The 18,392-nt window shown below is 74.1% G+C and carries 15 protein-coding genes and 1 pseudogene; 5 read left to right on the forward strand and 11 right to left on the reverse strand.

Annotation, left to right across the window (positions count from 1 at the left end):
- Positions 1-17 precede the first annotated feature (17 nt).
- Positions 18-2,033 carry an oxidoreductase gene (locus tag R4Z62_RS03045; RefSeq protein ID WP_491519050.1) on the reverse strand — a complete coding sequence of 672 codons (2,016 nt, stop codon included), beginning with the start codon at positions 2,031-2,033 and terminating at the stop codon, positions 18-20.
- Between the two features lie 188 nt (positions 2,034-2,221).
- Entirely contained in the window at positions 2,222-2,593 is a 372-nt protein-coding gene (locus tag R4Z62_RS03050; RefSeq protein ID WP_064531273.1) for a hypothetical protein, read from the reverse strand.
- 227 nt (positions 2,594-2,820) lie between these two features.
- Between R4Z62_RS03050 and R4Z62_RS03055 the strand changes: the two are divergent.
- A pseudogene (locus R4Z62_RS03055) lies at positions 2,821-4,906 on the forward strand (SpoIIE family protein phosphatase).
- A 50-nt stretch (positions 4,907-4,956) separates the two neighbouring features.
- Here R4Z62_RS03055 and R4Z62_RS03060 read toward each other — a convergent pair.
- Together R4Z62_RS03060 and R4Z62_RS03065 are read right to left on the reverse strand one after the other, a co-directional pair.
- Positions 4,957-5,772: a putative protein N(5)-glutamine methyltransferase gene (locus R4Z62_RS03060; protein WP_491519051.1), complete on the reverse strand. Its 816-nt coding sequence runs from the start codon at positions 5,770-5,772 to the stop codon at positions 4,957-4,959.
- 172 nt (positions 5,773-5,944) lie between these two features.
- Positions 5,945-7,093 carry an ABC-2 transporter permease gene (locus tag R4Z62_RS03065; RefSeq protein ID WP_491521830.1) on the reverse strand — a complete coding sequence of 383 codons (1,149 nt, stop codon included), beginning with the start codon at positions 7,091-7,093 and terminating at the stop codon, positions 5,945-5,947.
- 133 nt (positions 7,094-7,226) lie between these two features.
- Between R4Z62_RS03065 and R4Z62_RS03070 the strand changes: the two genes are divergently transcribed.
- Positions 7,227-7,622, forward strand: coding sequence for a MarR family winged helix-turn-helix transcriptional regulator (locus tag R4Z62_RS03070; protein WP_355485183.1), 396 nt, complete (start codon positions 7,227-7,229; stop codon positions 7,620-7,622).
- Between the two features lie 112 nt (positions 7,623-7,734).
- Here R4Z62_RS03070 and R4Z62_RS03075 read toward each other — a convergent pair whose 3' ends face one another.
- Both R4Z62_RS03075 and R4Z62_RS03080 read right to left on the reverse strand, forming a co-directional pair.
- Positions 7,735-8,484 carry a GNAT family N-acetyltransferase gene (locus tag R4Z62_RS03075; RefSeq protein WP_491519052.1) on the reverse strand — a complete coding sequence of 250 codons (750 nt, stop codon included), beginning with the start codon at positions 8,482-8,484 and terminating at the stop codon, positions 7,735-7,737.
- Entirely contained in the window at positions 8,481-9,404 is a 924-nt protein-coding gene (locus R4Z62_RS03080; RefSeq protein ID WP_491519053.1) for an NADP-dependent oxidoreductase, read from the reverse strand. Before R4Z62_RS03080 ends, R4Z62_RS03075 begins: the two co-directional genes overlap by 4 nt.
- A 720-nt stretch (positions 9,405-10,124) precedes the next feature.
- Between R4Z62_RS03080 and R4Z62_RS03085 the strand changes: the two genes are divergently transcribed.
- A complete protein-coding gene (locus R4Z62_RS03085; protein WP_491519054.1) occupies positions 10,125-10,880 on the forward strand; it encodes a GntR family transcriptional regulator in 756 nt (251 codons plus the stop codon).
- Between the two features lie 101 nt (positions 10,881-10,981).
- Here the strand turns inward: R4Z62_RS03085 and R4Z62_RS03090 are convergent, their stop codons facing one another.
- Positions 10,982-11,770: a class I SAM-dependent methyltransferase gene (locus R4Z62_RS03090; protein ID WP_491519055.1), complete on the reverse strand. Its 789-nt coding sequence runs from the start codon at positions 11,768-11,770 to the stop codon at positions 10,982-10,984.
- Positions 11,771-12,231: 461 nt separating this feature from the next.
- Between R4Z62_RS03090 and rho the strand changes: the two genes are divergently transcribed.
- Both rho and R4Z62_RS03100 read left to right on the forward strand, forming a co-directional pair.
- On the forward strand, positions 12,232-13,380 hold the full coding sequence (gene rho, locus R4Z62_RS03095; protein WP_355485611.1) for a transcription termination factor Rho: 1,149 nt from the start codon (positions 12,232-12,234) through the stop codon (positions 13,378-13,380).
- Positions 13,381-13,523: 143 nt separating this feature from the next.
- Positions 13,524-14,714: a D-alanyl-D-alanine carboxypeptidase family protein gene (locus R4Z62_RS03100; protein WP_382847586.1), complete on the forward strand. Its 1,191-nt coding sequence runs from the start codon at positions 13,524-13,526 to the stop codon at positions 14,712-14,714.
- 104 nt (positions 14,715-14,818) lie between these two features.
- Here the strand turns inward: R4Z62_RS03100 and R4Z62_RS03105 are convergent, their stop codons facing one another.
- From R4Z62_RS03105 to R4Z62_RS03120, 4 genes are all read right to left on the reverse strand, one after another.
- Positions 14,819-15,847 (reverse strand): asparaginase, encoded by a 1,029-nt coding sequence (locus tag R4Z62_RS03105; RefSeq protein ID WP_064531282.1) that lies wholly within the window; start codon positions 15,845-15,847, stop codon positions 14,819-14,821.
- Positions 15,848-15,893: 46 nt separating this feature from the next.
- The gene (locus R4Z62_RS03110) at positions 15,894-16,613 is read right to left on the reverse strand and encodes a FadR/GntR family transcriptional regulator (RefSeq protein ID WP_079158814.1); all 720 of its coding nucleotides are present in this window, start codon (positions 16,611-16,613) and stop codon (positions 15,894-15,896) included.
- A 127-nt stretch (positions 16,614-16,740) separates the two neighbouring features.
- Positions 16,741-17,577 carry an undecaprenyl-diphosphate phosphatase gene (locus R4Z62_RS03115; protein WP_064531283.1) on the reverse strand — a complete coding sequence of 279 codons (837 nt, stop codon included), beginning with the start codon at positions 17,575-17,577 and terminating at the stop codon, positions 16,741-16,743.
- Between the two features lie 225 nt (positions 17,578-17,802).
- Positions 17,803-18,057, reverse strand: coding sequence for a helix-turn-helix domain-containing protein (locus tag R4Z62_RS03120; protein WP_064531284.1), 255 nt, complete (start codon positions 18,055-18,057; stop codon positions 17,803-17,805).
- Positions 18,058-18,392: the final 335 nt, after the last annotated feature.

Consider the following 18,392-nt stretch of genomic DNA (forward strand, 5'->3'; position numbering starts at 1 on the left):
GACGCCTTACGGGCGCCCTACAGGGCCGCGGCCAGTTCGGTGCCCTGCTTGACGGCGCGCTTGGCGTCCAGTTCGGCGGCCACGTCGGCGCCGCCGATCAGATGCGCGGCGCGTCCGGCGGCGAGCAGTTCCTCGTACAGGTCGCGGCGCGGCTCCTGCCCGGTGCACAGCACGATCGTGTCGACCTCCAGGACACGGCTCGCGCCGTCGACGGTGAGGTGCAGCCCTGCGTCGTCGATCCGGTCGTAGCGCACGCCCGGCACCATGGTGACGCCCCGGTGGCGCAGTTCGGTGCGGTGGATCCAGCCGGTGGTGCGGCCCAGGCCCGCGCCGACCTTGGTCGTCTTGCGCTGGAGCAGGTGGACGGTGCGCGGCGCCTTCGGGCGGGCGGGCGCGGCGAGGCCGCCGGGTGCGCGGTAGTCCGTGTCGACACCCCAGGCGCGGAAGTACGCCGCCGGGTCCTCGTGCGTCCGCTCGCCGCGGTCCGTCAGGAACTCGGCGACGTCGAAGCCGATGCCGCCCGCGCCGAGGATCGCCACCCGCTCGCCGACCGGGGCGAGGCCCCGGAGCACGTCGAGGTAGCCGACGACGCTGGGGTGGTCGACGCCGGGGATGTCGGGGATGCGCGGGGTGACCCCGGTGGCCACGGCGATCTCGTCGTACCCGGCGAGGTCGGCCGCGCCCACCCGGGTGTCCAGCCGTACGTCGACGCCGAGCGCGGCGAGCCGGTGGCGGAAGTAGCGCAGGGTCTCGTCGAACTCCTGCTTGCCGGGGACCCTGCGGGCGACGTCGAGCTGGCCGCCGATCCCGCTCGCCGCGTCGAACAGGGTGACCTGGTGGCCGCGTTCGGCCGCCGCCACCGCGCAGGCCAGGCCCGCGGGTCCGGCGCCGACGACGGCGACGCGCTTGCGCAGCCGGGTCGGGGCGAGCACGAGTTCCGTCTCGTGGCAGGCGCGCGGGTTGACCAGGCAGGAGGTGATCTGCCCGCTGAAGGTGTGGTCGAGGCAGGCCTGGTTGCAGCCGATGCAGGTGTTGATGGCCTCGGGTGTCCCGGCGGCGGCCTTGGCGACGAAGTCCGGGTCGGCGAGCATCGGGCGGGCCATGGACACCATGTCGGCCGTGCCGTCGGCGAGCAGCCGTTCGGCGAGTTCGGGGGTGTTGATGCGGTTGGTGGTGACGAGCGGGACGGAGACCGCGCCCATGAGCTTCTTCGTCACCCAGGTGTAGGCGCCGCGCGGCACGGAGGTGGCGATGGTGGGGATGCGGGCCTCGTGCCAGCCGATGCCGGTGTTGATGAGGGTGGCGCCGGCCGCCTCGACGGCCTTCGCCAGGGCGATCACCTCGTCCAGGGACGAGCCGTGGGGCACCAGGTCCAGCATGGACAGCCGGTAGACGACGATGAAGTCCTCGCCGACCGCCTCGCGCACCCGGCGGACGATCTCGACCGGGAAGCGCATGCGGTTCTCGTAAGTGCCGCCCCAGCGGTCGGTGCGGTGGTTGGTGCGGGCGGCGACGAACTCGTTGACGAGATAGCCCTCGGAGCCCATGATCTCCACGCCGTCGTACCCGGCCCGGCGGGCCAGGAGCGCGGTACGGACGTAGTCGCCGACGGTCCGCTCGACGTCGGCGTCGCTCAGCTCGCGGGGCACGTACGGGCTGATGGGTGCCTGGAGGGGACTCGGAGCCACCAGGTCGCGGTGGTAGGCGTACCGGCCGAAGTGCAGGATCTGGAGGGCGATCCGGCCGCCCTCGCGGTGCACGGCGGCGGTCACCTCGGTGTGCCGGTCGGCCTCCGCCTCGGTGGTGAGCGTGGCGCCGCCCTCGTAGGGGCGCCCCTCGTCGTTGGGCGCGATGCCGCCGGTGACGATGAGCCCGACCCCGCCGCGCGCGCGGGCGGCGTAGAACTCCGCCATCCGCGCGAAGCCGCACTCGGCCTCCTCCAGGCCGATGTGCATGGACCCCATGAGGACGCGGTTGGGCAGGGTGGTGAAGCCCAGGTCCAGCGGGCTCAGCAGGTGCGGGTAACGGCTCATCGGGCCCTCCGTGCGTGGTGGCGTACCCGCTAGTTGTAGAGGACCCCGAGCGCTTTATGCAACTAGTTGCACAAGGAGATGGCGTACGGCACCCGCCGGGGCGCCCTCACCCGGACGGGTGCAGGACCGTCGCTTTCTCCGCCTTGTTTCTGGTCTCTCTGATCTCCCTGTCCTCGGACCGGGCGCCCTCAGCGGCTCTCCAGCCGGACGTGCAGCTCCCGCTCCTGGTCACCGGAGGCCGTGGCCAGGTCCTGGACCGTGAACAGGGAGTCCAGCGTCGTACGGAAGTGGTCGATCGCCCGGTAGCCGCCCTGCGCGTCCGCCGTGACGGACGCCTCAAGGCGCGTGGGAGCGCACTCCGCCTTGGGGGACTCGGCCACCTCGAAGGTGCCGAGCCACACCGTCGGCCGTACCTCGTGGAACTCACGGGGCACGTCGTCCGTGCACCGGTCGGACGTGTAACAGGCGCACAGGGCGTCGAACACGGTCCGGGCGTCCTCCTTGCTGCATCCGCTCAGCTCCAGCGAGACGGATTCGGGGTGCTCTCGCTCGGTGTCCATCGTGATCGCTCCTCTCGTGGCCGCGCCGCTTCACGGCACCGGAGTTCCCCGCGAGCGGCGCTCCACCCGCACTCCTTGCGGCGGATTCGGCGGGACGACCTGCCGGGTGTTGAGAGATGGTGGAAGGTAGCGACGGACCCTCTCGGACGGGAGCGGGAGCACGGTACAACGGGGTGTGCCGGCACCGGGACGGCGAGCCGCGTGAACGGGCGAAGGCGGTGCGTGGGATGACGGGAGCCGGGGTCCCCCTGGCCGAGGGCGACGAGCCGGTCTCCGGCCCGGTGCAGCCGAGCGGGCTGCTGGACGTGCTGCGCGTGGCCTCGGTCGTGCTGGACGCCGAGGGGCGCATCGTGCTGTGGAGCCCGCAGGCCGAGGAGCTGTTCGGTTACGCCGCGCAGGAGGCGCTCGGCCAGTTCGCCGCCCGGATCATGGTCCACGAGGAGCACCTGGAGGTGGTCGTCAAGCTCTTCGCCGACGTGCTGCGCACCGGCCGGAGCTGGGCGGGCGCCTTTCCCGTCCGGCACAAGGACGGCAGCACCCGTCTGGTGGAGTTCCGCAACATGCGTCTGCTGGACGACCGGGGGGACGTCTACGCGCTGGGACTCGCGGCCGACCAGTCGACCGTACGGCGCCTGGAGCGGGACGTGGCGCTGTCGGCGCGGATCGTCTCGCAGTCCCCGATCGGCCTGGCGGTCCTGGACACCCGGCTGCGCTACGTGTCGGTCAATCCGGCCCTGGAGCGGATCGACGGCGTCAGCGCCGAGGAGCACATCGGGCGGCGGGTCCCCGAGGTGCTGGCGGAGGTGGACGCCGAGGCGGTGGAGTCGGCGGCGCGGCAGGTGCTGGAGACGGGGCGGTCCCTCGTCGACGTCTTCGGCGTCGGCCGGACACCGGCGGACCCGGACACCGACCACGCCTGGTCGGTGTCGATGTACCGGCTGGAGGACGCGGTGGGCACCGTGCTGGGCGTGGCGGTGTCCGTGGTGGACGTCACCGAGCAGCACCGGGCCGGCATCGAGGCGGAGGCGGCCCGGCGGCGCCTCGCCCTGATCGCCGACGCCTCGGCCCGGATCGGCACCACCCTGGACCTGGACCGCACGGCACGGGAGCTGGCCGACGTCGCCGTACCGGAACTGGCGGACGTCGCGGCCGTCGACCTCCTGGAAGCGGTCGTCGCGGGCCGGCACAGCAAGCTGGGGCCCGCCGAGGCCGCGGTGATCCGCGCCCTCGCGGTGCGGGCCGACCACGCCGCGGACGCCCTGGAGGCCGCCGATCCGCCCGGCCAGATCGCGCGCTACGGCCCCGACCGCCTGGTCACCCGGTGCGTGCGCACCGGAGAGCCGGTGCTGGTGGCCGAGGTCAAGGACGAGGACCTCGCGTACATCGCCCGCTCCCCCGAGGCCGCCGTGCTGCTGAGCCGGGCCGGTGTGCACTCCTACCTGGCCGTGCCGCTGATCGCGCGCGGTGAGGTGCTGGGCGCCCTGGACCTCAAACGCACCCGCGATCCGCACCCCTTCAGCGCGGACGACGTACTGCTGGCCCGGGAGCTGGCCGCGCGGGCGGCCGTGCAGATCGACAACGCGCGCTGGTACCAGAACGCCCGCGACACCGCGCTGACCCTCCAGCGCAGCCTGCTGCCCCACCACCCGTCCGTCACCGGCGGCCTGGAGGTCGCCTCCCGCTACCAGCCGGCCGGGGCCACCACCGAGGTCGGCGGCGACTGGTTCGACGTGATCCCCCTGGAGGACGACAAGACGGCCCTGGTCGTCGGTGACGTCATGGGCAGCGGCATCGGCGCGGCGGCGACGATGGGGCGGCTGCGCACCGCCACCAAGGCCCTGGCCTCCCTCGACCTCGACCCGGCGCGCCTGCTGGAGCACCTGGACCGCATCACCGACGGTCTGGACCACTCCATCGCCACCTGTCTGTACGCCGTCCACGATCCCCGGCTGCGCCAGTGCCGGATCGCCAACGCCGGGCACCTGCCGCCCGCCCGCATCCGGCCGGGCCCGCGCGCCGGAACTGCTGGAGCTGCCCACCGGGGTGCCGCTCGGCGTCGGGGGCGTCACCTTCTCCACCACCACCGTCGGCCTCGAACCCGGCGATCTCCTGGTCCTCTACACCGACGGCCTGGTCGAGACCCGCCGCCACCCCCTGGACGAGCGCCTGGACCTGCTCCTGTCCCTCCTGGACGACACCCCGCGCCCCCTGGAGGAACTGTGCGACCTCCTCCTGCGCGAACTCCGCCAGCCGGACAACCACGACGACGTGGCCCTGCTCGTCGCCCGCGCCCAGACGCCGGGGCAGGCTTGAGCTGGACCACGGCTCCGGGTCCGGCTTCCGCGCACTGCCGGGCGCCGGGTTCAGCGCTGCCGCGTGCCCACCACCACATGGGCGTACAGCTCCTCCGACGTGGTCAGGCGCGGGGTGAGACCGGCGGCGGTGAACGCGGTCAGGGCGGCCGGGGCCTGGCGTTCGCTCGTCTCGACCAGGAGGCAGCCGCCCGGGGCGAGCCAGTCCGGGGCCCCGGCGGCGACGCGGCGCAGGACGTCGAGGCCGTCGGCGCCGCCGTCGAGGGCGGCCGGGGGTTCGTGGTCGCGGGCCTCGGACGGGAGCAGGGGCACCTCGCCGGTGGGGACGTAGGGCACATTGGCGGCGAGGACGTCCACGCGTCCTCGCAGGTCCGCAGGGAGCGCCGCGTACAGGTCGCCGTGGTGCACCCGGCCGCCCGCCGGGGCGATGTTGCGGCGGGCGCAGCGCACCGCCGCGGGGTCGATGTCGGCGGCGTGCAGTTCGACGGGGCCGAGCAGACCGGCCAGCGCGGTGCCCACCGCGCCCGAGCCGCAGCACAGATCCACCACGACGGACGCGTCCGGCACCTGGGCCACGGCCTCGTCGACCAGGAACTCGGTACGGCGGCGGGGCACGAAGACCCCCGGTTCCACGGCGACGCGCAGACCGTGGAAGAGCGCCCAGCCCAGGACGTGTTCGAGCGGCAGTCCGGCGGCGCGCCGTTCGACGAGCGCGGTGACCTCGCGCGGGGTGCGGGCGGTGGCGAGGATCAACTCCGCCTCGTCCTCGGCGAACACACAGCCGGCCGCGCGCAACGCGGCGGCCACCGCGGCGCGTCGATGCGGCGGCGCGGGCAACGGGTCGGACGGGAGGGGAAGTTCAGGCATGGAGAGCCGAGACCTTTCGGGAGCCGAAGGGTGCTCCCGCGGTCACCTACCGACGGTGGTCCGCGCCCCGGTGGGAGGAGAGCACCCGACCTGACAGAGCGGTAATGGGTCTCACCTCCTCGGTCTCCCACGGCCGGGAACGTCCACGGCCGCAGTCACCCTACCCCACGCCTCAGACGGCGACCGTCTCCTCGGCCTCCGCCTCAGCCTCCGCCTCGACGGTGTCCGCGGCGGCCTCCCGGCCGGCGGCCGCGGCGGGCAGGGCGGCTGCGGCGGCGCCGTGGGGGCCGCCGGCCGCGTGGGCGCCCCGGGAGCCGGGCGCGGTCAGCCGCTCGTACGCCGCGGCGAGCGCGGTGACCGCCAGGCCGAGCAGCAGCCAGCCCGCCAGCGTCCACAGGTGGCGGCCGAGGCCGTCGCCGCCGAAGTAGAGCAGGCTGCGGGTGCCCTCCACGAATCCGGCGCCGTTCCAGAAGGCGTGCAGGGTGCCGAAGAAGCCGTTCTGCAGCTCGGGCCGGAACAGGCCGCCGGAGCTAGTGAAGTTGAGCATCACGAACAGCACCATCATGGTGAGCGTGGTCCAGCGCTTGAGGAACGTGTGCAGGCCGACGCCGATGAAGAGGATGCCCGCCGAGTAGAGCCAGGCCATGCCCCAGACCCCGGCGAGGCCGTGCGGTGCGAGGTGGAAGACGGGGCCCGCCAGCAGGGCGCCGAGACCGGCGACCACCGCGGACACCGCGACCGTGAGCAGGGCGCGGACCCGCATCGGGAGCGCGGCGCCCGCGGCACCGAGGGCGGCGACGGAGGCGTACGAGCCGATGCTCAGCGCGACCAGCAGGAAGAACAGGCCCTGGCCCGTGGGGTCGTGCGGGGAGGGCCGCACCACGTCGGTCACCTTCAGCGGCAGTCCCTGCCGCGCCGCGACGGGGGTGAAGACCTTCTCGACGGCGGTGGCGCTCATGTCGGACCCGGCGCTCGCCACGATCAGCTCCGGGGCCCCGGCGCCGCCGGGGCCGGAGCCGGTGTGAGCACCGGTGCCGGTGCCGGTGCCGGGCACATAGGCGCCGTCGACGTCGCGTGACGTGAGCAGGGCGACGGCCCGCTCTCGGCTGCCGACCGTGCGGACGTCGAGCCGGTCGCCCGCCGCGTCCTTGACCGTCTGGGCGAACACCTTGGCCTGCGGGCCGGTGCCGACGACCGCGACGGGCAGATGGTGGGGCTCCGGGGTCACGAAGGCGCCCATGTAGGCGAGCCCCATGCCCAGGCACATCAGCAGCGGGGTGACCAGGTGGATGAGCACATGGCGCAGCGCGGGCGACCTCATCGCTCCCATCCTCCAATGGTTGGCAATTACAACTCTCATTTCAGTTGTACTATACAACCAGAGTCGGACGGGGAGGAATTCCGTGACAGCAGCACAGGAGCCGGAGAGCGCGGTGGAGACCATCCAGCGCGAGATGACCGTGTTCGCCCGGCGGGCCAGGGCGTCGGCGGGCCGCATGCACCCGGAGCTGTCCCTGGTGTCGTACACGCTGCTCGGGCATCTGGAGGAGCGCGGCGGCTGCCGTGCCACCGATCTGGCCGCGCACTACGCCCTGGACAAGTCCACGGTCAGCCGCCAGGTCGCCGCGCTGGAACGCACCGGGCTGATCGAACGGCTCCTGGACCCCGAGGACCACCGGGTCCAGGTGCTTCAGCTCACGGACGCCGGACGGCAGCTCCTCCTCCAGGTGACCGATAGCCGCCGGGCGGCGTTCCGGGAGCGGCTGGCCGACTGGCCGGAGGAGGACCTGCGGCGGTTCGCGGACTACCTCACCCGCTACAACGGCTGGACCCCGCCCGCCGCCGGCTGAACCGGCGGCGGACGGGGGCGGGAACGGCTTGCGACTGGCGGGCGGGGCCGGGAACGGCTGCGGCCCGGACGGCAGGACGTGACCGCGACCGGACCCAGCCCGGCGGCCGGGCCTAGCCCACCGGCACGGCCGCCCTGCCCTCGCCCAGCCGCTCCGGGGTGCGGGCCGCGAGGAAGGCGGTGCGCCGCCGCAGCCGGAAGCCCAGGGACTCGTACAGCCGGATGGCGCCGGTGTTCTGCGCGCCCGTGTGCAGGAAGGGGATGTCGCCGCGTTCGCGGATGCCGTGGGCGACGGCCAGGACCAGCCGGCTCGCCAGGCCCTGGCCCCGGTGGGCGGGGTCCGTGCACACCGCGCTGATCTCCGTGTACCCGGGCGGGCGCAGCCGCTCCCCCGCCATCGCGACGAGCGCCCCGTCCCGGCGTATGCCCAGGTAGGTGCCGAGTTCGATGGTCCGCGGCAGGAACGGGCCCGGCTCGGTGCGGGCGATCAGGGCGAGCATCTCCGGTACGTCGGCGGGGCCGAGGCGGACCGCCTCCGGGTCGGGGGCGGCGGCCAGGCCGTCGTCCACCAGTTGCACGCCCTCGACCTGGAAGGTGATCTCCCAGTCGGCCGGGACCTCGCCCCGGAACCCGGGCAGCGGGACCTCGGAACCCGGCCCGGCCAGCGCGGCGAGGTCGGCCCAGTCGGCGTCGTCGGGCTCGTCGGGCAGCGCCAGCCAGGGCGAGACGTCCACGGGATAGCGCAGCACCCGGCCGCGCCGCTCGGCCAGATGCGCGTGCGGTCCGGTCAGGGCGGCCAGGGCCGGGTTGTCCAGGACGTGTCCGCCGGTCCCGGCGGGTGCCGCGCTGCCGTGCGCGCTCACGCGGCGACCTCGATCACGACCTTGCCGCGGGCGTGCCCGTCCTCCACGGCGCGCAGCGCCTCCTCGGCCCGCTCCAGCGGGAAGGTCAGGGTGACGTGCGGGTCCAGGGTGCCGCGGACCACCAGGCCCGCCAGCTCGTCCAGGACGGCGGCGGTCCGGGCGCGCCGCACCCACTCCCCGCCCAGCGCCTCGACCTCCTGCGGCGGCGCTCCGGCGGTGATCAGCCTGCGGCGGTCGGCCAGGAGGCCCGCCGCGTCCTTCAGCACCTCGCCGCCGATCAGGTCGTAGACGGCGTCGGCACCGTCCGGCACGGCCGTCCGGGCGCGCCCGGCCCAGCCGGGCCCGGAGGCCACGTGCACCGCGCCGAGCGACTCGACGAAGTCCTTCTTGCCCTCGCTCGCCACGCCCACGGCGCGCAGCCCGAAGGCGCGGGCGATCTGGAGGGCCGCCGAGCCGACTCCGCCGCCCGCGCCCGTGACCAGCACGGTCGCCCCGGCCGGCAGGGCGAGCTGGCGCAGGCCGTCGTAGGCCGTGGCCGCCGCGACGGGCAGCGTGGCCGCGTCGGTGAAGGAGAGTCCGGCGGGCTTGTGCGCGGTCACCGCGGCGGACAGCAGGGTGTACTGCGCGTAGCCGCCCGCCGCGTTGCCGAAGACCTCGTCGCCGGGGACGAAGCCGGTGACGCCCTCGCCGACCTCCTCGACCACGCCGGACGCCTCGCTGCCGAAGACGATCGGGAAGACCGGCTCGCCGGTGTCGCCGGGACGGCGGAATCCGTCGCGCAGCTTCCAGTCGACCGGGTTCACCCCGGCCGCGCGCACCGCGACCAGGATCTGACCGGGACCGGGCCGGGGCCGGTCGATGTCCACCAGCGCCCCGGTCTCCGGGCCGCCGTACCGGGTGAAGACGTACGCCTTCGCCATCGCTCCCACTCTCCTTCGCCGTCTGCGCATCACCGGTCGCGGAGGCGACCGCGGCCGGCACGCCACCTGCAAGGAGGATCACCGGACGGCTATTCCCGGCGGTGCGGGTCCGGGCGCGGAGTTCACGCGGCCGTCACGATGGGCGGCGTGTTCCCGGTGGCCGGCGGGCCCTGCGGGCACCGGTGGAGGCCGACCCTCCCGATCCGGTCGACGCGCCCGCCACGGATCCGAACCGAGCACCGCCGTACGCGAGTTCAGCCCACCCCCAGCGCACCGATGGCGTGATCCTGCCCGTAGGTGCTTCCGGCACGCCCCGTACGCTGTGATCATCGTTTGTACGTCTCTTCCCCCCGGCGGCGCCGATGTCATGGTTCGACCCCCCGCTCGACGAACTCCGCGCGCCCGGCCTCGGCGTCCGCTTCGGACCGGTCGGCACGGGGCTGGACACGGTGGGGGCGTACGACGCCGCCTTCGTGACGGACCCGTGCCCCCCGCACTGGAAGGCCGCCCCGCCGAACCGGCCGCGGACAGGCGCATGAGCGGGCCCGACATGCCCGAGCGGGCCCTCCCCAGGACCCGTCGGGGCAGCGATAAAAGGTCGGCGTGGGCGGATTTCGGTCGAACTGCGCGAACCATCTTCCGACTGGTTTAGACCAATGGTAGATGTGGTGGCGCAATGAGCCCACACGGCTACCGTACGTCATCAACAGGAGGCGCGGCATGGCCCGCACCACCCCCCACCACCGGCCCACGACCGAAGGAGCGAGCGAGGGACGGCCCCTCTACTGGAGAATCGCCACCCAACTGCTCGGCGAACTGCGCGCCGGCACCATTTCGCCCGGCGAACGGCTGCCGAGCGAACGCCACTTGGCCGCGCACTTCCGGGTCAGCCGGGAGACCGTGCGCCAGGCGCTGGAGGTGCTGCGGCGCGACGGGCTCGTCAGCACCGACCGGCGCGGCACCCATGCCACCCTGACCGGACTGCCCGTCGAGTCGTCCACGTACCTGGACTTCCCGGTGGGGGCCCGCTCCGCCGCCCCCGACGCCTGCGACCGGGCCACCGTGGCCTGGGAGACCCCGCCGCCGGAGCACGCGGCGGAACTGGGGATCGCGCCGCTGCGCCCGACCCTCGTGCACCGCTACCGCTCGGCGACGGCCGACGGCTCCGGACTGCGTACGGCGGTGACATCGTTTTCCGCCGTGGCGCTCGCCGAGGTGGACGAACTGGCCCGCTACCGCGACCGTGCCGACGGCTCGTGCGCCGCCCAACTCCGCCGTACCTACGACTGGATGCGCCGGGCGGGTCTGACGCTGCACCACCGGGACACGATCACCCGGCTAGCGGACGGCCCCTCGGTGCGCGTGACCCGCCGCGTCCACGACCAGTACGCCCGCATCCTGGAGATCACCGACCTCGTGGTGGACGCCCGACAGGACGCGCTCGTCTACGAGTTCACGCTGCCGGCGGCGGGCTGAGCCACCCCGGCTGCACGCCCCGCGCCGTCAGCCGTGACGCGTCCGCCCAGAGGAAACCTTCCGCCTCGGGGCAGCCGCCCGTCCCGGGGCGGTCATCCGTCTCAGGGCAGCCGACGGGCCGCGATCAACCGCGCCCGTGGGCTGCCGTCGGCGCGCCGGCCGAATCCGGGCAGCGCGTGCAGTTCCGGACGGAACCCGGCCCCCTCCAACTCGCCCAGCACGTCGCCGAAGCGGAACGCGCGGTAGTACATCACGAACGGCGGCCGCCACACGGCGTTGCGCACCCGCATCACCGCGTCGAACCCGAGCAGCGTCCAGAACGCCCGCGAACGCGGCGGGGGCGGCGCGAACACCGGCAGCGCGAAGACCCCGCCGGGCCGCAGCACGGCACCCACCCGCCCGAAGAGCAGGGGCAGTTCGGCCGGGACGAAGTGACCGAGCGCGCCGAGGCTGACGACGAGGTCGAAGGCCGCGGTGAACGGCAGGGCACGCGCGTCACCGCGCACCCAGGAGACCCGGGGACCGGCGTCCCCCACGCCGGAGCCCCCCGCGCCGGTGGCTCCTGCTTCGGCGGCACCTGCTTCGGTGGCCCGCCCGGCGTGCCGCCGGGCGACGGCGAGCATGCCCGCGCTGAAGTCGACCCCGGTCACAGAGGTGCGGCACACCCGCCGCAGCACATCGAGCCCGGCACCGGTGCCGCAGCACAGGTCGAGTCCGTCGCTGTACGGCCCGGTCCGCTCCAGCACGGACCCCACGGCGTCCAGCACCGCGTCCGGGGTACGGAAGGGAGTGTGGTCGAACTTGGGCGCGAGCAGGTCGTACCCACGCTCGACGGAGGACAGCGCCTGTACGACGAGTTCACGGACCGTGGGACCTTCCGGGCTGAACATCCACGTCAGCGTAGTGCCCCGGGCGCGGTCCCGGACCGCCGCCGGGCGGGGCCGGTACCCGTCACCCGCCCCTCGGCACTCGTACGGTGCGGGGGTGGCCAGACGGAAGCGGGCGTGTTACCTTGCCAGAAGCACCTGAGTCTCGCCCCCGTTCCGTGGGCGCCGGTGCGATTTCTCCACCTTTCTCATCTCAGCTGATGCTCCGAGGCGTACGCCGTTCGGTTGTCGCATCCGGCTCCTCAGCTTCCCGCCGCCATCTCGTGGGCCACCGGGCAGCGCGCAGCGCGCGCCGGCCGGTCCCCGGACCGGGGTGGTGGTTCCGCCCGCGGTGTCCGGGCCGTGCCCGGCACCTTTCCGCGTGGCTCTTCTCCTTCCCGCACCACCCGTCCCTTCCCGCACCACCCGTCCCTTACCGCACTTTCCGTGCCCTCCCGTCCCCGTCCGTGAAAGGACCACCGCCCATGACCGTCACCCTCGACCATCCCCCGGTGGGCGAGCGGCCCGCAGCGGCCGCCCGGCTCGTCACCGGTGTCCTGGACATCGAGTCCGGCGGAAAGGGCCGTCTGCGCGGCCCCGACCTCCTGCCCCTGCCCGCCGATCCCCAGCTCCCCGCCGCCCTGATCCGCCGCCACGGCCTGCGCAAGGGCGATCTGGTCGACGCCGTACAGGGGGCGCAGCACACCGTCACCGGCATCGCCCGGGTGAACGGCCGCGCCCCCGGCGAGCTGCGCGACCGCCGCGGATTCCACGACCTGACGCCCCTGCACCCGCGCGAGCGGCTCCGCTTCGAACACCCGGCCGCCGGTCTCACCGGCCGGGTGGCGGACCTGATCGCGCCTGTGGGCAAGGGGCAGCGCGGACTGATCGTGGCCCCGCCCAGGACCGGCAAGACGGTGCTGCTCCAGCAGGTCGCCGCCGCCGTCGCCGGCAACCACCCCGAGTGCCGGCTGATGGTCCTCCTGCTGGACGAACGGCCCGAGGAGGTCACCGACATGGTGCGCTCGGTGCACGGCGAGGTCTACGCCTCCACGTTCGACCGGACGCCCAAGCAGCACATCGCGCTCGCCGAACTCGTCGTGGAACGGGCCAAGCGCCTGGTGGAGGCCGGTGAGGACGTCGTCCTCCTGCTCGACTCCCTGACCCGGCTGTGCCGGGCCCACAACAACGCCGCCGCCTCGGGCGGCCGCACCCTCAGCGGCGGCGTGGACGCGAGCGCGCTGCACGGGCCCAAGCGGCTGTTCGGGGCCGCGCGGCTGGCGGAGGAGGGCGGTTCGCTCACCATCCTGGCCACCGCACTGGTGGAGACGGGCTCTCGCGCCGACGAGTTCTTCTTCGAGGAGCTGAAGAGCACCGGCAACATGGAGCTGCGGCTGAACCGCGAACTCGCCACCCGCCGCATCCATCCGGCCGTCGACATCCAGGCATCCGGCACCCGCCGCGAGGAACTCCTCCTGAACCCGGGCGAGCTGACGGCCACCCGGGGGCTGCGCAGGGTCCTGCTGGGCCGCGAGGGCCAGTCGGGTCTGGAGACCCTGCTGGAGCGGCTGCGCCGGACACCGGACAACGCCGCGTTCCTGCGCCAGGTCCAGCCGACGCTGCCGAACGACTGAACGGCCCCTTCCACCGTACGGCCCCCTTCGCCGTACGGCCCCCGACCCGAACGGCCGTGGCAGCTAGGGCATCCGAGTGCTCGTCGCCTCGTTCGGCCCCCGGCAAGGTCACGCCTGTGCCGAACCGTCCCTACGTTTGCGATATGACGATCGGATTCTCTCTTCGGGCTGCCGTATCGACCTGCGCTGTCTGTGCGGCGGGCATGCTCATAGTGACCTCGCCGGTCGCGGCGGAGGGCCGGGCCGGCACGGATCCCGGGGCGCAGGGGCGGCCGAGCGCGACGGTGCCGCAGCCCGCCCTGCTCCGGCGCGAGGGCACGCAGGTCCGCCTCCGCTCCGGCGCGCCGGAGACGCCCGACGTCTCCGCGCTGTCCTGGGTGGTGGCCGACGCGGGCACCGGCGAAGTCCTCGCCGCGCACAACGCCCACGAGCAACTCCCGCCCGCCAGCACGCTGAAGACGCTGTTCGCGCTGACCGTGCTGCCCTCCTTCCCCAGCGGCATCCAGCACACCGTCAGCGCCAGGGAGCTGGCCGGGATCGGCGAGGGCAGCAGCCTGGTCGGGGTGGTCGAGGGACACACCTACCGGGTGTCCGACCTGTGGCACGGTGTCTTCCTCAACTCCGGCAACGACGCCGTGCACGTGCTCGCCGCGCTCAACGGCGGCTGGACCCAGACCGCCCGGCAGATGCAGGCCAAGGCCCGCACGCTGGGCGCCATGGACACCTACGTCGTCTCCCCCGACGGCTACGACGCCGACGGCCAGGTCTCCTCCGCGTACGACCTGGCGGTGTTCGGACGCGCCGGGCTGCGCAACCCGGATTTCGCCCGCTACTGCTCGACGGTGGAGACCGCCTTCCCCGGCAACGGCGGCAGCACCTTCGAGATCGCGAACACCAACCGGCTGCTCACCGGCGCCGACGGCGTGGAACCGTACCCCGGCCTCATCGGCATCAAGAACGGCTACACCAGCAACGCGGGCAACACCCTGGTCGCCGCGGCCCACCACGGCCGGCGCACCCTGATCGTGACGGTGATGAACCCTCAGGAGGGCGAGGGCTTCGAGGTGTACGAGGAGGCGCGCGCCCTGCTCGACTGGGGCTTCGACGCCGCCGGACACGTCGATCCGGTCGGTTCGCTCGACGGGCTGCGCCCGGTGGCGCACGAGGCGCGGAGCGTACTCCCCCACCCGGCCGCCGCCCCGCCGCCGGCGGCCCCCGCCGCCGCCGAGGAGGACTGGGCACGCGACGGCGCCATCGCGGGAGCCGCGGGCCTGGGCGCGGGAGCGGTGCTGCTGGGCCTGCGCCGCAGGGCCCGGCGGCTCGTACGCGGCTGACGAGGACCGGTGGAACCGGCCGGACGACCGCCGCGTTCCGGCGCCCTCGTGCGGGCCCCCTCTTACCGTCCCCGCAGACCTCCGGCCGGTCAGGCCGGTCCCGGTCAGGCGCAGGCCGTGAGCGGGTCGGGAGCCGGGTCCGGGTCCAGCGCCCGTACGGGGCGCACCCGGCCCACCGGCACGCCGCCGCCGAGCAGCGTCTCGCCCGCGAACTCGGTGAGCAGGGCCGGGTCGACACCGGCCCGGACGAGGGCGGTGGCGGCGACCGGTATCCGGGCCCGGTTCGCGCCGTCGGCGATCTTCACGGCGACGGCCCGGCCGTCGGGCAGCGCGGCGACCTGGACGCCCTCGAAGCCGTCCTTGGCGAGCAGGCCGGGCACGGCCCGCATCAGCGCGGCCACGTCCCGGCCCGAGCCCGACGCCATCTCGGCGTGCTCGCGCATCGCGTCGGCCACACGTGCCTCGGGCGTGTCCGCGACCGCGGTGGTGATCCGGGCGGCGGCACGGGCCAGGCCCTCCAGCGAGACCGCGAACAGCGGGGCGCCGCAGCCGTCGACGGTGACCCGCGCGACGCGCTGCCCGGTCAGGTCCTCGACGATCTCGGCGATGGCCTGCTGGAGGGGGTGGGCCGGGTCCAGGTAGTCGTCGAGCGACCAGCCGTTGAGGCGGCAGGTGTAGAGCATGGCCGCGTGCTTGCCCGAGCAGTTCTGGGCGAGCCGGGAGGGCAGCCGGCCCTCGCGCACCCAGGCGTCCCGGACGACCGGGTCGAAGGGCAGGTCGGGGACGTTGCGCAGATCGTCCTCGGTGAGTCCGGCCAGTTCCAGGATCCGCCGGGTCCCGGCGAGGTGGCGCTCCTCGCCGGAGTGGCTGGCGGCGGCCAGCGAGAGCAGTTCGCCCTCCAGCGGGAGCCCGGCGCGCACCATGGCGACGGCCTGGACGGGCTTGATCGCCGAACGCGGGTAGAAGGCCGCCCCGGGGTCGCCGAGCTCGAAGGAGACCCGGCCGCCGGCGTCGAGGACGACGACGGAGCCGTGGTGGACGCCCTCGATCACTCCGCCGCGCACGAGGTGGGCGACGGGGACGTGGCGGGGTTCGCGGACGAGGGGGGCCTCGGCGGGGAAGCTGCTGTACATCACTGCCTGGATCACTGGTGGGTGGAGGGCACGGCCTGCGTGGGGTTCACGCGTCGGCCCCGGTGGGCGTGGGTGCGGAGCGCACGATGTCGGTGAGGGTCGTCTCGACGCGGTCGAGGTGGTGGGACATGGCCCGCACCGCGGCCTCCTCGCTGCCCTCGGCCAGGGCCTCGACCAGGGCGCGGTGCTCGCGGTCGGAGTGCTCGCGGCGCCCGCCCAGTTCGTTGAGGAAGGCCGACTGGCGGGCCAGGGCGTCCCGGATCTCCTCGATGACGCGCCGGAAGACCGGATTGCGGGCCGCCTGCGCGACGGACAGGTGGAACAGGGTGTCCAGCGCGACCCACGCGGTCGTGTCGGTCTCCCGCTCCATGCGCTCCAGCAGGCCGGTCAGGCGCTCGACGTCCTCGGGGGTGCGCCGCCGGGCGGCGTAGCCGGCGACCGGGATCTCGATGTGCCGGCGCACCTCCATGAGGTCGCTGGCCGCGTAGTCGCCGAAGGTGGGGTCCTCCACCGAGCGGGCGACGACGAAGGTGCCCCTGCCGGTCCGTGACACGGTCAGACCCATCGTCTGCAGGGCGCGCAGGGCCTCGCGCAGCACGGGCCGGGAGACGCCGAGCGTGCGGCACAGCTCCGCCTCGGAGGGGAGCTTGTCGCCGACGGCGTAGGCGCCGCGCTCGATGGCGCCGCGCAGGTGGGTGAGCACCGCCTCCATGGCGCTGACGCGCCGGGGCACCGACCCACCTGTCTGGCTGTCTGACAGGTTCACCCTGCGATGGTCCGGCGCGCGGTACGGAGCTGTCAAGCCGCCGCCCGCCCGCCGCGCCCCGCGACCGTCCGCACCGACGGGCCGCCCGACGGGCGGCCCGTCGGGCGGTCCGGCCGGTGCGGACGGCTCAGGCGTTCAGAACGCCCGCGCCCAGCAGGCCGAAGAGCAGCACGCCGATGACGATCCGGTAGAGGACGAAGGCGTTGAAGGAGTGCTTGGCGACGAACTTGAGCAGCCAGGCGATGGAGGCGTAGGCGACGACGAAGGAGACGACCGTGCCGACGGCCAGCGGCGCCGCGCCCACCCCGGCGCCCAGGGCGTCCTTCAGCTCGTAGATCCCGGCGCCGGTCAGCGCGGGGATGCCCAGGAAGAAGGAGAGCCGGGTGGCGGCGACCCGGTCCAGGTCGAGGATGAGCGCGGTGGACATGGTGGCGCCGGAGCGGGAGAAGCCGGGGAAGAGCAGGGCGAGGATCTGGGAGGCGCCGACCAGCATCGCGTCCTTGAAGGAGGTGTCGTCCTCGCCGCGCTTGTGCCGTCCCATCTGGTCGGCGCACCACATCACCCCGCTGCCGGCGATCAGCGAGCCCGCGACCACCCACAGCGAGCCGAGCGGCCCGTCGATCAGCGGCTTGGCGGCCAGGCCGACCACGACGATCGGGATGGTCGCGTAGATCACCCACCAGGCGAACTTGTAGTCATGGTGGTAGCGCTCCTCGCGGTCGGTCAGGCCGCGGAACCAGGCGGAGACGATCCGCACGATGTCCTTGAAGAAGTACACGAGCACGGCGGCGATGGCGCCGACCTGGATGACGGCGGAGAACCCGACGACGGAGCTGTCGTCCACGGGGATGTCCATGAGCCCCTCGGCGATCTTGAGGTGGCCGGTGGAGGACACGGGGAGGAACTCGGTCACCCCCTCGACGACTCCGAGGACGACGGCCTGACCGACGGAGATGGCGCTCATGGGATCCAGTTCTGGGAATGTGTTGGTCGACAGTGCTGTAGACGCTCGTGCGTCGCAGACACTCTTACTACGCCAAGGTGAAATCCCGGTGACGTACGGCCCCGGAGCTTCCCAAATCGAGCCGTTCGCGCGCGGCGGCGGTGCGGAGGGGGCCCGCACCGGCCGGAAGAGGCCGGGCATCACCCTAGCGTCCCGGCCCGCGCGCACCCGTCCGGGACGCCGCGGTCACCAGCCCGTCTCGAACAGCCGGGCCACCTCGGCGATACGGATCTCGTCGCGCCGGTAGTACGTGCGGCGGCCGGCCCGTCGGGTGCGCAGCAGGCCGAGGTCGGCGAGGAGGGCGAGGTGCGCCTCGGCGGTGCGCCGGGGGACGCCGAGGGCGGCGGCGACCGAGCGCGCGGTCGCGCCGTGCTCCGCCGGGGCCTTCAGCCACTCCAGGACCAGCAGCCGGGTCGCCCGGCCGGCGGGAGTCCGCAGCATCTCCGCCTCCTGTCGGTCGGCCGGTCCCGTCGCCGGCGTCTCCCACTGTGGCGCGGGCCCGGTCGCCGCGTCCGGGAGTCGGGGGCCCTTGGCCGGTACCGGCTGGTGCGCGGGGGGTGCGAGTACGGCGCGGGAAGGGGGCCGGTCGCGCGGACGCGGTGTGCGGGAGCGCGGTCGCGCGGGGGCGGCGCATACGGCACACGAGGGGCGCGCGCGAGGTGCACATGGTGTGGTGGGGGCGGGCGCGCGCGCCCGGAGCAATCGGTCAGGATCCAAGAAGTCGTGCGCGCTCCCCCGCCCTACGGTGGAACCACCGCCGCACCCGCCGGGTCCGG

Source organism: Streptomyces sp. PL-25, from assembly GCF_058344915.1.